The sequence below is a fragment of the Vibrio sp. SCSIO 43133 genome (genome assembly GCF_023716845.1).
Classification (GTDB): domain Bacteria; phylum Pseudomonadota; class Gammaproteobacteria; order Enterobacterales; family Vibrionaceae; genus Vibrio; species Vibrio mediterranei.
On sequence record NZ_CP068024.1, the window covers coordinates 890,118 to 902,848 of the forward strand.

The 12,731-nt window shown below is 46.6% G+C and carries 13 protein-coding genes; all 13 read left to right on the forward strand.

Annotated features, from left to right (window positions below):
* The first annotated feature begins 100 nt into the window (after positions 1 to 100).
* A complete protein-coding gene (gene flgE, locus JKJ11_RS04450; protein WP_006074306.1) occupies positions 101 to 1,327 on the forward strand; it encodes a flagellar hook protein FlgE in 1,227 nt (408 codons plus the stop codon).
* A gap of 4 nt (positions 1,328 to 1,331) precedes the next feature.
* Positions 1,332 to 2,066 (forward strand): flagellar basal body rod protein FlgF, encoded by a 735-nt coding sequence (locus tag JKJ11_RS04455; protein ID WP_006074307.1) that lies wholly within the window; start codon positions 1,332 to 1,334, stop codon positions 2,064 to 2,066.
* An 11-nt stretch (positions 2,067 to 2,077) separates the two neighbouring features.
* Positions 2,078 to 2,863, forward strand: coding sequence for a flagellar basal-body rod protein FlgG (gene flgG, locus JKJ11_RS04460; protein ID WP_006074308.1), 786 nt, complete (start codon positions 2,078 to 2,080; stop codon positions 2,861 to 2,863).
* Positions 2,864 to 2,992: 129 nt separating this feature from the next.
* A complete protein-coding gene (gene flgH / locus JKJ11_RS04465) occupies positions 2,993 to 3,625 on the forward strand; it encodes a flagellar basal body L-ring protein FlgH (RefSeq protein WP_420883069.1) in 633 nt (210 codons plus the stop codon).
* Positions 3,625 to 4,752 carry a flagellar basal body P-ring protein FlgI gene (locus JKJ11_RS04470; RefSeq protein ID WP_286036745.1) on the forward strand — a complete coding sequence of 376 codons (1,128 nt, stop codon included), beginning with the start codon at positions 3,625 to 3,627 and terminating at the stop codon, positions 4,750 to 4,752. Before flgH ends, JKJ11_RS04470 begins: the two co-directional genes overlap by 1 nt.
* Positions 4,752 to 5,348, forward strand: a complete 597-nt coding sequence (locus JKJ11_RS04475; RefSeq protein WP_252038784.1) for a rod-binding protein — start codon at positions 4,752 to 4,754, stop codon at positions 5,346 to 5,348. The genes JKJ11_RS04470 and JKJ11_RS04475 overlap by 1 nt, the downstream gene beginning before the upstream one ends.
* Positions 5,348 to 6,727 carry a flagellar hook-associated protein FlgK gene (gene flgK, locus JKJ11_RS04480; protein WP_031494855.1) on the forward strand — a complete coding sequence of 460 codons (1,380 nt, stop codon included), beginning with the start codon at positions 5,348 to 5,350 and terminating at the stop codon, positions 6,725 to 6,727. Before JKJ11_RS04475 ends, flgK begins: the two co-directional genes overlap by 1 nt.
* 10 nt (positions 6,728 to 6,737) lie before the next feature.
* Positions 6,738 to 7,622: a flagellar hook-associated protein FlgL gene (flgL, locus tag JKJ11_RS04485; RefSeq protein WP_006074313.1), complete on the forward strand. Its 885-nt coding sequence runs from the start codon at positions 6,738 to 6,740 to the stop codon at positions 7,620 to 7,622.
* Positions 7,623 to 7,630: 8 nt separating this feature from the next.
* A complete protein-coding gene (locus JKJ11_RS04490; protein WP_252038785.1) occupies positions 7,631 to 8,548 on the forward strand; it encodes an OmpA family protein in 918 nt (305 codons plus the stop codon).
* A gap of 21 nt (positions 8,549 to 8,569) precedes the next feature.
* Complete coding sequence (fliE, locus tag JKJ11_RS04495; RefSeq protein ID WP_252038786.1) at positions 8,570 to 8,953, forward strand: flagellar hook-basal body complex protein FliE; 384 nt, start codon at positions 8,570 to 8,572, stop codon at positions 8,951 to 8,953.
* 14 nt (positions 8,954 to 8,967) lie between these two features.
* Positions 8,968 to 10,641, forward strand: a complete 1,674-nt coding sequence (gene fliF, locus JKJ11_RS04500; RefSeq protein ID WP_006074316.1) for a flagellar basal-body MS-ring/collar protein FliF — start codon at positions 8,968 to 8,970, stop codon at positions 10,639 to 10,641.
* Positions 10,642 to 10,666: 25 nt separating this feature from the next.
* Positions 10,667 to 11,671, forward strand: a complete 1,005-nt coding sequence (locus tag JKJ11_RS04505) for a FliG C-terminal domain-containing protein (protein WP_006074317.1) — start codon at positions 10,667 to 10,669, stop codon at positions 11,669 to 11,671.
* A gap of 13 nt (positions 11,672 to 11,684) precedes the next feature.
* Positions 11,685 to 12,692 (forward strand): hypothetical protein, encoded by a 1,008-nt coding sequence (locus tag JKJ11_RS04510; protein WP_252038787.1) that lies wholly within the window; start codon positions 11,685 to 11,687, stop codon positions 12,690 to 12,692.
* The last annotated feature ends 39 nt before the right edge of the window (positions 12,693 to 12,731 follow it).

A 12,731-nucleotide genomic window follows, 5' to 3' on the forward strand; every position in this document is an offset into this window, starting at 1 on the left:
TGACCTTTTTTAAGTTTTTGTAAGTAAGATGACGGCTGTCGTTCTCCGCTAACCAGAGAGTTAGCGGAGATAGCCTCTTTTGAATGAAGAGGATGACATTATGAGCTTTAGTATTGCACTGAGTGGGCTAAATGCCTCTAACTCAGAGCTCAACACTATTTCCAATAATATTGCTAATGTTTCAACAACAGGCTTTAAGGAGTCGAGAACCGAGTTTGCGTCGGTTTACAGCGGAAGTGAAGCTGGTGGCGTTGAAGTAGTTGGTGTGTCGCAAAACTTTGAGAAAAGTGGCACGGTAACGGGCACTGGGCGTTCACTGGACATGGCCTTGAGTGGCAATGGGTTCTTTGTTTTAGAAGACAGCAAAGGGCAAACTCTTTATACCCGCTCGGGTATTTTCAATATGAATGCCGATGGTGTTATTACCGCCAATAGCGGTGCAGCGCTGCAAGGTTATTCAGTGGATGGCAATAATAATCTGCTCTTGGGTTCGGTTGGCACAGTACAAATCAGCACGGCTTCATTGCAAGCAAGAGAGACCGACAGTATCGAGTTTGTGGCTAATTTAGATGCGCGAGAGCAAGTCCCTGCTGCGGCATTTGATTACAGTGACTCTTCTACCTACAACCATTCTTACACTACCCCAGTTTATGACTCGCTGGGCAATCCACATACGGTAAGTCAGTACTTTGTGAAAGGGGCTTCCAATGATTGGAATGTCCATGTTTTAGTGGATGGTCAAGCCATTAATGCCGCTGACGCATTAGTTCCTGCGGGTTCTCCAACTACCACTGATAGCGCTAATTTTACCTTTAACGCAGATGGAACCATTGCATCAGGGGGGAACTACAGCGTGAGTTTTGACCCAGCTAATGGTGCAAACGGTGTGACAGTCAATATAGATTTATCGTCGGTTACTCAGTTTGGTAGTGACTTTGTGGTGTCTAAAAATAGTCCCAACGGCTACACCTCCGGTGATTATGCCAGTGTTCGAATGGAAAATGATGGACGCATTTTTGCCACTTACACCAATGGACAATCTCAACTGCAAGGCCAAGTGGTACTCGCAGACTTTGCCGCCCCTCAAAACCTGATCAAAACCAGTGATACCGCATGGCTACAAAGCTTTAGCTCCGGAACTCCAGTTTTAGGTACTGCAGGCAGTGGCGTGTTCGGTGATTTAACGTCAGGGGCTTTGGAAGGCTCGAATGTGGATCTGACTTCTGAGTTGGTGGCTTTAATGACCGCACAGCGTAACTATCAAGCCAACACCAAATCTATCTCAACCTCAGATCAGTTAACACAAGCGCTATTCAACGTGGTGTAGGACTATGAATCCAATACTGTTTAGTGCAGCGAAAGGTGCTGAGCGAACCATGCTTGCTCAGCACGTTCGCGCCAACAACCTCTCTCATGCCGACACCATAGGGTTTAAGGCACTGATGGAACACTCCTCACCAATGCGTTTGGAAGGCTCTGGTTTTTTGACTTCCGTGACTTCTAGAACCAATTCGTCGATCAATAACTTCGCGCAAGGTGAAGATATTCGCACCGAACGCCCTCTGGATGTCTCTATTAATGGCGATGGGTTTATTACCTTAGAAGGCTTGGATGGCGAACCGAACGAACTGTACACCCGTGCCGGAAATTTTCGATTAGATGGCAATGGTCAGCTTTATCTTGGTGAGCGCCGTGTTATGTCAATCGAAGGCCCTATGATTCTGCCCGATTTTGAGTTTATTACCGTCAGTGCAAACGGCCTGATTTCAGTGACTCCAATTGGTGGAGAAGCCTCGGTCGAGGTAGGTGCGCTCAAGTTAGTCAAGCCTGAATACGATGAAATGACCATGCATGCCAGCGGCCACTTTGTTCCTAAAGGAGGCGGTGTGTTAGCTGAAGACTTTACGGTTCAAGTACGTTCCGGGTATCTGGAGGCGAGTAACGTATCAAGCCTCGAAGAGCTGGTTAGCATCATGTCACTCACTCGACAATATGAAATGCAAATTGAAGTCATGGCGTCGGCCGATGAAATTGCTCAGATAGGGAATAAACTACTTAAGGCTTAAGGAAGAAAATTATGCACAGTGCTTTATGGATATCCAAAACAGGGATGGCTGCACAAGATGCGAAAATGACCGCCATTTCTAACAATCTTGCCAATATCAATACGGTCGGTTTCAAGCGAGACCGCGTGGTATTTGAAGACCTTTTTTACAGCGTCGATAAGCAGGCGGGGACAGAAACCACCGAACTCAATGAACATCCCACAGGAATTCAGTTAGGGAATGGCGTTCGCGTAGTAGGGACAGAAAAAGTCTTTACTCAAGGTAATGTTCAAAACACCAACCAGCAATTTGACTTAGCCATACTTGGTGACGGTTTTTTCCAAATAGAGAACTCGGATGGTGAGCTTCTCTACACCCGAAACGGTCAGTTTCAAACCAATTCAGATGGGCAGTTGGTCAATACACAAGGCTACCCACTCATCCCTGAAATTGTCATTCCGCCAGAAGCCACGTTGGTGAGCATTACTGCTGATGGCGTAGCAACAGCAACGATTCCGGGACAAGTAAACCCAGAGGCTTTAGGCCAAATTACGATAGTGAAATTCATGAACCCAGCGGGACTCGCTGCGCAAGGCGGCAACTTGTTTGCTGAAACGGAAGGCTCTGGAGAAGCAGTAGAGCTAGTGGCAGGAACCGAGGGCTCAGGGCAATTAAAACAAGGTGCACTTGAAGGTTCCAATGTTCAGGTGGTGGAGGAAATGGTCGACATGATTGCCACTCAGAGAGCCTATGAAATGAGCGCAAAAATGGTCAGTGCAGCCGATGAAATGCTGCAATACATTGCTCAGCAGTCATAGCGACAGAGGGAAGTAGGCATGAAGGAAGCTGAGATGGAAAAGCAAAAAGCGAATAAAGCGGGGCTTGCAAAGTCTCATGCGATTGGTGTGCTTTATTACATCGCAGTTGTCGCACTTCTGGTCGTGAATATGATTGGTTGCGCGGGTCGGCAGGATGAATTTATCCCGCCATCTCCTAATGATGAAGCGTATGCTCCGCCAGAATTAGATTATCAGGTTACACGAGTTAGCAAGGGCAGTTTGTATACTGGAACGACAGCCATGACCTTGTTTCAAGACCGTCGAGCTTATCGGGTGGGAGATATTCTTACTGTTATGCTTGATGAGAAAACAGAGTCAGATAAGAGCGCTTCGACTCAATATGGTAAAGATTCCAGCGCGACGATTGCTGCGCCGACTCTTGGCACGACGACCTACGCTGAAGGCAGCGCCGCTCTTGATGCAACACGAGATTTTGATGGTGCCGCTGCATCTACACAGGGTAATAGCTTATCAGGCTCTATTACGGTGACGGTTTACGATGTACTGCCTAACGGCGTGCTTAGAGTTCGAGGGGAGAAGTGGCTGAAACTCAATCAAGGCGATGAATACATCCGTCTGACGGGGAATGTGCGAGTGGATGACATTCAAGCCGATAATACACTTTCTTCTCAACGTATTGCAGACGCGCGTATCACATATGCAGGCAGAGGAACTTTTGCCGATACCAATACCGCTGGCTGGCTGACTCAATTCTTTAATTCACCTTGGATGCCGTTTTAATGATGAAGTTGAAATGGCGTTACCTCATCCATTTGTTATTGCCTTTGTGGCTACTTAGCTGGGCACCATCAACTTTGGCCGCAAGAGCGATTGCTGAGGTCGCGGAGGTCTACGGCGACAGACAAAACCAACTGATTGGATATGGCTTGGTAGTTGGGCTAGATGGTTCCGGTGATAAATCGCAAGTGAAGTTCACTCAGCAGTCTGTGGTGAATATGATCAAACAGTTTGGTGTGCAACTTGACGACAGCACCAACCCTAAACTGAAAAACGTTGCCGCGGTGAGTGTGACTGCCGCGATCGAGCCACATCAAGGAGCGGGTCAAACCCTGACCGTAACGGTTTCTTCGTTAGGGGATGCCAAAAGCCTGCGCGGTGGGACTTTGTTACTTACTCCACTTCGAGGTATTGATGGTGAAGTTTATGCGGTGGCTCAAGGTAGCTTGGTAGTTGGCGGGTTTAACGCTACGGGTGAAAACGGCACCAGCGTGACTCGAAATACCCCGACCGTTGGCCGCATACCCAATGGTGCGACCTTAGAACGAGAAATCTCAACCGGTATTGACCGGGATCCGACGATTCGTTTGCAACTCAAGCAGCCTAATTACGAAACTGCACTGAACATTTCCAAAGCTATCAATCAGACATTTGGTGGGCAAGTTGCGAAGGCGCTCAATAAAGGCCAAGTTGAAGTGTCTGCACCTATTGATAGCGAAGACAGAGTGATGTTTGTTGCGATGATTCAAGAGTTGCAAGTCGAAGAAGGTCGTCGTTTGCCTAAGGTGGTGTTCAACTCGCGAACAGGCACTGTAGTGATAAGCCAGAATGTGACGGTTTCCGAGGCGGCGGTAAGCCAAGGTGGGATTACCGTGACAATTTTAGAATCCGAGTCGGTGTCACAGCCGGGAGGTGCGTTCAATACTGCGGGTGAAACAGCCATTGTCCAAAATACTCAAATCAGCGTCGATGAAGATGACGGTACGACGATGGTATGGCCTCGTGGTACTAACCTGCAAGAAATCGTCGATGCGATTAATAATATTGGCGCTACTCCAGAAGCGTTGATGCAAATCTTACAAGCGCTGGATGAAGTAGGTGCTATCAACGGTGATTTGGTGGTGATCTAATGCTTGATTCAAACGCACTGGCTTTAATAACCCAATTACCTAGCCAAGTTCCTTTCACAGTAAAGCAGCGGTGTGAAATTAAGCCTGGGATAGAGAACGTTGCCTCCACCAAAGCTGGCGTATCCGTAGTGGCGTCGTCATTACATTCGCCGAGCCCTGCACAAGCGCAAACAGTGAGTTTTGAAACCTTGATGGTTGAAAGTTCGCAGCGAGCAGGGCTGGTAACGTTCTCCGGGCAATTATCGGTTCCAGCTCATACTCAGGCGAGCCAACATGTCGCGAACTTCTATTTAGACAATCATGCCTTAGCTCAAATGAAACACGACAATTCTGGAGCGGGATTGTTGGCAGCTTCGCAGCAGTTTGAGGCGTTATTTCTGCAACAAATGCTCACTCGTATGCGCTCTGCAAGCGAGGCTATGAGTGATGAAAATAATCCGCTGTCCATGAAGTCGGATGGCATGTTTCAAGGAATGCTCGATGCCCAATTGGCGCAGCGTATTAGCCGTCAATCCTCATTTGGGCTCGCCGAGATGATATTCAAGCAATTGTCATCGCAAGTTCCCAACCGTCCTCTAGATAAGGAGAGTAAATAATGGGAATGGTCAATATTGGACTCAGTGGTGTACTCGCCAATCGTGTAGCGTTAAATACGACGGCGCAAAATACCGCCAACGTGAATACACCGGGTTATAGTCGTCAGGTAGTCAGTTTAGAAGCAACATCGTCTGGAAATTTCGTCAACGGGATCAATTTGGGGGCTGGTGTTGAAGTGGGAGACATTATTCGGATTGCAGAGCAGTCTTCCATTAATCGTTTACGCGAAGCTACCGAATCGGCGCAATATTCACAAAGTTATTTTGACGGTTTATCTAATATTGAAAATCTGTTGGGTGCTGACGGTTTGAGTTTAACGCAGGGTCTTAATGGCTTTTTTGCCGCGATTGATGAAGCCAGTGTGACTCCAGAGAGCATCGCATTTAGACAACAAGTGCTCACTAACGCAGATGCGTTAGCACAGCAATTCAACTCAGTTTCAGCCCAACTTAGTCAGCAAGAGGCGGCGCAAAGTGAACGATACGGAGCCATCGTGTCTCATGTAAATAGCCAGCTTGAAAGTATCGCTGCTCTGAATCAAAAACTTCAAGAAGACGCACTGCTCGGTAAAGGAGTAGCAGGGCTACAAGATGAGATGGACAAACAGCTTAACGAGCTCTCAAAATCGTTAGATGTGCAAGTGATATATACCGCGGGCGGTGTTGAGTTATCCACGCCTAATGGACAGCCGCTGGTTATTGGCGGTTTTTCGGCTTCACTCACTCGCGACTTTTCGAGTGGTGATCCTTATAGCACCGATCTTTCCATTACTTTCCAATCAATGACGACTGCGGTTGATGACTCGCTAGGTGGAGAACTTGGTGCACTAGAAGCCTTAAAACTGAGCCAATACGAGCCGATTAAAGCGACATTGGCCGATCTCGCAAAAGGACTCGCTGACGGGGTCAATAATGCCTTAAATACGGGCTTTGATCTTAATGGAGCCGCTGGGCAAAGCTTATTTACTTACACGGCGGGGAGTGAGGCGCACTCGCTTGCCATCGACTCTGCGATTAGCGCACAAGAGCTTGCGTTCTCTTCTAGTGCAACGCTTTCCGGCAACGGTGATGTTCTCAAAGATCTTTCCATGCTCTCTCAAACGCCGTTAACCAATGGGTCGGTTGTTGGTAAAACGCCCTATAGCGCATATTCGGGGTTGTTGGGAGACATCGGTATTTTTACCCGACAAGCTGAAAGTGAAGCGACAGCAGCACAAATTAGCGTGGAAGATGCGCAAGTCGCCAGAGATAGTGTCAGCGCGGTGAACTCAGACGAAGAAGCCGCGAACATGTTGCTTTATCTCAATGCCTATGAGGCCAATATGAAAGTGATCAGTACGGCCAATCAAATGTTTCAGACCTTGTTAAAAGCGTTTTAGGAGAGCAGTGATGCGAGTAACGGACTCACAATTTAATGCGGTTATGCAGCGTTCGCTAATGGATAACAACATTCGTCTCAATAAAGTGTTTGAGCAGATGTCGACTGGGTTGAAGCTTAACCATCTCTCCGATGACCCGATTGCGGCGGTGCGCCTTGAAGGACTAAAAAAGACGGTCTCTGATAATCAGCAATACCAGCGCAATATTGAGAATGTGCAGTCTCAGTTGACTCGCTATGAAACCAATGTGAATACGTTAGAAGAGCTGTCCCAACAGGTCAATGAGCTACTACTTCAAGGTAAGAATGGCACTTTAGATGCACAAAGTCGTGCTGGGATAGTGTTAGAGCTGAAATCGCTGAAAACAGAGATGCTCACCACGTTAAATCAAGCGAATGAAGGAAGCTATTTGTTTTCAGGCACAGACATAACAAACCAAGCTATATCGACAACACCGCCTTATACCTTAAACAGTAATTCAGATTATCGTGAAACCAAAGTTGGCGATGACCAATATGTACCAAGCAACTTAACCATCACGGATATTATCGGCACCAACGCTATTTTTACTGATTTGGACAATGCAATCGCTGAGTTGGAAGTTCCGACAGCTGGGTTTACGCCAGCATTAGATAGTGCGCTCGATACTAATCAAGCTCTGCATCAGAACTTGTTGGTGTCTTTGACAGATATTGGTAGCCAATATAACGCCTTGGATAGACTCAAAGAAACCAGCATTGATATGGTGTTTTTTGCCGAAACGGTGCGCTCAGAACTTGAGGAGTTGGATTATGCACAAGCTTCGGTGGAACTTAACCAAGGTATGATTGCTCTAGAAGCCACGCAAAAAACCTTCGCGCGCGTCGCCGGTATTTCTCTGTTTGATTTGATATGAGAAGCGATATGGTTAAACCTCGTCATACAAGACTACCGAATTGGTTCGGGGCTCGACTACTGTCTATGTCTGGGGCCTTGTACTTAATTCGTTTGATGATGGTTAGCTTGATAATAGCTAAAGTGATGATGCCTACTCAGGCTCTAGCTCAACGTTATATTGTTCCGTTTGATAGTGTGCAATGGCAATTTAATCAATCTGTTGACCAGTGTGTCTTGCAATCTTTCGACCCTCATACCGGTTTTTCGGTACAGTTTGTTCTACTGGCTGCCAACCCTTTACAAATCAAGGTGGAGAAACGTGGCGTACGCTCACTCCCTTCTTCCACTTCGTTTAATACCACAGAGCCTGTCTGGGGGATTTCTAAATCCTATACCACAACCACCATTGAAAAGATCCAACAGCAAGGTCCCGCTTTAGTCACGGCAGATGGTGCGACGCTACTACTAGAAGACATGGCTAGTGGTGCCTGGTTCAACATTAATGCTATGGATTTTGATATCTATTTCCCGACCACGAATTTCAGGCCCGCACTAGATGAATTTAACCATTGCCGCTTTGGTTTGCCTCCCGTGAACTTTCAACATGCACGCCGCGTTGAACTGCATTTTCAAAGCGGCGCTGTGACCTTAACGGAACTGCAAAAACGTACCATTGATGACATAAGTTCTTTGGTAAAGCGTGACCCTAAAATCGTTAAGATTTTGATAGATGGTTATACCGATAATTCAGGGGATTCCGTGGCGAATCTGCAAATTTCAAAGCAACGTGGGTCAGATGTTGCACAGTGGTTCGTTGAAAACGGGGTGTCGAAAAAGATGATAGAGATACGTGGACATGGTGATCGCTACCCTAAATATGACAACACCACTGAAGAAGGTCGTGACAAAAATCGTCGCGTAGAAATTCGATTGGTACGTAAGTGACGCAGCGATGGAGAGCGAGTAATGGAAAAAATCAGCGCAATGCAATTACAACAAGAGCTAATTGGCAAAATGGACAATCAGCAACAAATTGCGACCAATCCATTTTCCAATCAAACGATGGTATCGGCAGCGGTAAAGGGGGGTATTCATAACAATACCCAAGTCAACCCTGCTTCAGAGAGTGCATTGCAGTTCAGTCATGCGTTAAAAGGGGTGCTGGATACAGTGGACAAATACCAAGCTCACGCGTCTGACAAGATAACCGCCGTAGAATTGGGTAAAAGCGATGACCTTTTAGGCGCAACGGTAGCGTCGCAAAAAGCGCAATTGTCCTTTAACGCACTGATGCAAGTGCGAAACAAAATGGTGTCGAACTTCCAAGACATCATAAAGATGCCTATTTAGGCTAGGGAACGGCGATGGCTGCAGAATTAGAAACAAAACCAGCGTTAGCCAACAATATGGGAGCGGCGAAAGAGAAGCTCAACAAAGCCTCTGGCTGGCTTAATACGTTTTGGCAAAGCTCGCAACGCAACGTCATTATTATCACCATATTCGCCACGATTACGGCGGCGATCATTGTCATAATGCTGTGGACATCGGCGGAGCGGTTTCGGCCCTTGTATAGCAAGTCAGCCAACTTCGATTCTAGCCAAGTTTTGCAGCTCCTCGACGAAGAATCGATACGTTACCAGCTTAGTCAAGATGATGGTCAGATATTGGTTCCGGAAGGTGATGTAGCTAAAATTCGCATGATTCTGGCGTCAAAAGGGTTAAAAGAACAACTGCCAAGTGGCTTTGATTCACTCGATAGTTCAAAAAGCCTTGGTGAAAGCCAGTTTATGGAGAATGCCCGTTACCGTCATGCATTAGAAGGAGAGTTGGCGCGCAGTATAACCACTATGAGTGCGGTCAGCTTGGCCCGGGTGCACCTCGCTATTCCGAAAGAAAGCTTGTTTATGCGTGAAGACGGAGAACAACCAAGAGCGTCTGTTATCGTCCACATCATCAATGGAATGGATCTCAAACCGACTCAAGTTGAATCGGTAATCAATTTGGTATCTGGTGCTGTCATTGGTCTTAAGTCGGAACATGTGAGAGTCGTTGACCAGCACGGCCGCTTATTATCTAACGATGCTACCGTTGGCGATATCACGGTCACCACAGGTAAGCAATCTGACTATAAACGTAACCTAGAAAGAACCTTGGTTGCGCAAGCCACAGATATGCTTACTCCAATTCTAGGTGCCAGTAATTTCCGAGTTCAAATCGCAAGTGATATTGATTTCTCCCGCATAGAAGAGACAGAAGAAATTTATGCTGACCCCGTTGTGCGAAAGGAAACTCTTCTTAACGATGTAAATGAGTCCTCAATGGCTCTGGGTATTCCGGGTGCCTTGAGTAACACGCCCCCAGTGACCGATGGCGAGCCTCAGCCGGAGCCAAACGCTAAGGTGAATCGCAGCGAAACGTCACGAGATTATGCGGTGAGTGGCAAAGTACGTCATATCCAACATCAACAGGGCGTGTTACAAAACCTTTCTGTTTCTATTGTCGTCAATGACTTGGCCAACGCAAATCAAACCTGGACACCGGAGGAGCTTACTAATGTCGAAAATGTGGTTCGCTCTGCAATAGGGTTCAGCGAAACTCGCGGTGACACTATACACATCACACATTTCCCGTTTGTGGTTGCCAGTATTCCAGATCAAGCCCCCGTAGCGTGGTTTGAAAATACCAATATTATGCAGCCACTCAAGTATCTATTGGGTGTGATGTTGAGTGGTTTAATGATCATGGTGGTCTTGCGCCCGCTGGCTCAATATTTAACGAAGTCCGCTGAGCAGGAGGAACAAGAAGCCGAGAGCATGGAATACGATGATGTGATTACCAAAGAAGAACGAGCAGCAGAAGCGGCCTTACAGTCGAAACTGGAATCACTAGGCATTGATGCTACGGGTATCAAAGCGTTGGACGACAATTTGCCATCGGCCGATAGCCCGCTAGAGGTGCAGATCAAGCACCTGAAACTTATCGCTAAAGAAGACCCAAATCGAGTAGCCGAGATTTTGCGAACGTGGATTCAGGCATAGCAAAGGATTATCAGAGGGGACGTGTATGGATGACAAACAAACTTATCAGTCTGTGGATGGTGTCGCCATGTTGGTATTGAGTATGGGCGAAGATATTGGGTCTGAGGTTCTCAAAGGATTCACCCATGAAGAGATCAAACAGATTACTCATGCGATGAGTAAAATGAAAGACATTAAGGCTAAAGATGCGCTGGTTTCGTTGTCCGGTTTTTTTGATGATTTTAGAAAGCACTCAGGCATTCTAGGTGGGACACGACAATATATAACCAATGTCTTGGAGAAGACGCTCAACGGTAACTTAGCACGAGATTTGGTATCCGAAATCTACGGTGATGAGATTCGTTCGCACGCAGAAAAACTGGCTTGGATTCCGCCTGATTTGTTAGTCAACGACCTCAAGAAAGAACACATTAATTTGCAGGCGTTACTGATTGCTCATTTGCCACTTGAGTACAGCGCTAGAGTCATGGACGAATACGATGAACAAGAGTGCCACGAGTTGATTCTGCAAATATCCAAAACACAGGTTTTGACCTCTGGGTTAATGGAGACGCTAAAGGACCTTATCGATCGCTGCAAAATCAATTATCACAGCGGCGGATCAGCAAGCCTACAAGGCTCAAAGGTGGTGGCAAACCTTATCAATCGCTATTCCGGCGATAAGAGCAACTTATTCCAATTTCTTCACGATCATGATGAAGAAGCTGCTGAGCTGGTAGAAGAGGCGATGTTTGACTTCTTCACTCTGTTTAATCAAGACCTTGAAACTATCAACCTCATTAATGAAAGAGTCAGTCTTGAGTTATGGGCATACGCCCTTAAAGGGACAAACAAAGATTGCCGCCTGTACATCATCAACTCTATGCCACAGCGGGTTTCTACCGAGCTAAAAGAAAATTTGGTACGTATCGGTGCTGTGCCCGTAAGTCAGGTAGAACAGGCTCGAAAAGAAGTAATCGACATTGTTAAGCAGATGCAGTCTGAAGAGATAATTAAGCTCAACTTTGCCAACGAGCCACGATTGACCTAGTGGGAGAGGTAGGATGAAGTTAACCGGGATTACACAGAGGAAAAATCAGGTCAATCCAGCGAGTGCGGGCAAGATAAAACGTCCGGAAAAGCTTTCGACGCGCCAACCCTCATCAGTCTTATTGCACCAGCAAATGATGCAGTTGAACTTGCAAGAACGCCCCAAGCTTATCGCAGAAGTGTCCGATTCGCACAAGATGTATAGCCGCTTAATGATGGCCGGAGAAGTTCTAAGAACTGTCGCTAGTGAACTTATCAAACTTAGACAGATTGCTGAGTTGGCGCATTACAGTCCAGATCAAGCTAACCAAGTCGATACCATCAAGAAGAAGTTACTGTTTTGGAGTCAAAAGCGCTTGTTTGGTCACTATGTCGTGGATTCTAGCTTTGCTCCTATTCAAACCGATAATCCTCTCATTGAATTTACGATACCAGGGCTCGATTTCCAACGAGAGCGTTTGCGAGATGAGGTGGTGTCGCTCTACATCAATAATCGGCTGGTGGCGTTAGCCTTTGAGCGCACAGAAGACCGTGAAGTCTTGTTAGAGCAGTTTAAGATGATGTTTGCGTATGCCCATTTGCAGTTACGACTTAATCAACAACAAGAGTTTGTGATTGGAATGCGAGATGAGCATTGGCGTGCGTGGGACGGCCAAGTTTTCGTTTCCGGACAGGGTGGGCGTTACGCTGAAGGTGCTCCGATAGCCGTTCAAGCTCAAGCCTGTTATCCAGTGCTAGACACCATTGGTCGTTTACTGGTGAATGAATCGGGCGCGATACAACACATCGAAGCACTGCTTGAGCGAGTCAATAAGTTGTATTTAGCGCTATCGAAAGTACTAAGAACAAAAAAAGTACGAGCAAATCAACTCATTGCTTTTTGTACCCATCCTGAATTGGAGCAGTTTGGCAGCTTTAAACAGCATTTAGCAAATAACCCAGAGCTATCGTTGAAGTCCATTCATCGTGGTTTTAGTGGCCCTAGCCGAGACAACGTTATCAAGTTACTGAGAAAAAGGTGAAACAGACGTGAAATATTGCCGTTATAGTTAATTAGAAGT

What these genes read in the sequence shown, in the direction of transcription:
- JKJ11_RS04455 (WP_006074307.1), top strand. Translation starts at nt 1,332, where the DNA reads ATGAATCCAATACTGTTTAGTGCAGCGAAAGGTGCTGAGCGAACCATG.
- JKJ11_RS04470 (WP_286036745.1), top strand. Translation starts at nt 3,625, where the DNA reads ATGATGAAGTTGAAATGGCGTTACCTCATCCATTTGTTATTGCCTTTG.
- flgL (WP_006074313.1), top strand. Translation starts at nt 6,738, where the DNA reads ATGCGAGTAACGGACTCACAATTTAATGCGGTTATGCAGCGTTCGCTA.
- flgH (WP_420883069.1), top strand. Translation starts at nt 2,993, where the DNA reads ATGATTGGTTGCGCGGGTCGGCAGGATGAATTTATCCCGCCATCTCCT.
- flgE (WP_006074306.1), top strand. Translation starts at nt 101, where the DNA reads ATGAGCTTTAGTATTGCACTGAGTGGGCTAAATGCCTCTAACTCAGAG.
- flgG (WP_006074308.1), top strand. Translation starts at nt 2,078, where the DNA reads ATGCACAGTGCTTTATGGATATCCAAAACAGGGATGGCTGCACAAGAT.
- JKJ11_RS04510 (WP_252038787.1), top strand. Translation starts at nt 11,685, where the DNA reads ATGAAGTTAACCGGGATTACACAGAGGAAAAATCAGGTCAATCCAGCG.
- fliE (WP_252038786.1), top strand. Translation starts at nt 8,570, where the DNA reads ATGGAAAAAATCAGCGCAATGCAATTACAACAAGAGCTAATTGGCAAA.
- fliF (WP_006074316.1), top strand. Translation starts at nt 8,968, where the DNA reads ATGGCTGCAGAATTAGAAACAAAACCAGCGTTAGCCAACAATATGGGA.
- JKJ11_RS04475 (WP_252038784.1), top strand. Translation starts at nt 4,752, where the DNA reads ATGCTTGATTCAAACGCACTGGCTTTAATAACCCAATTACCTAGCCAA.
- flgK (WP_031494855.1), top strand. Translation starts at nt 5,348, where the DNA reads ATGGGAATGGTCAATATTGGACTCAGTGGTGTACTCGCCAATCGTGTA.
- JKJ11_RS04490 (WP_252038785.1), top strand. Translation starts at nt 7,631, where the DNA reads ATGGTTAAACCTCGTCATACAAGACTACCGAATTGGTTCGGGGCTCGA.
- JKJ11_RS04505 (WP_006074317.1), top strand. Translation starts at nt 10,667, where the DNA reads ATGGATGACAAACAAACTTATCAGTCTGTGGATGGTGTCGCCATGTTG.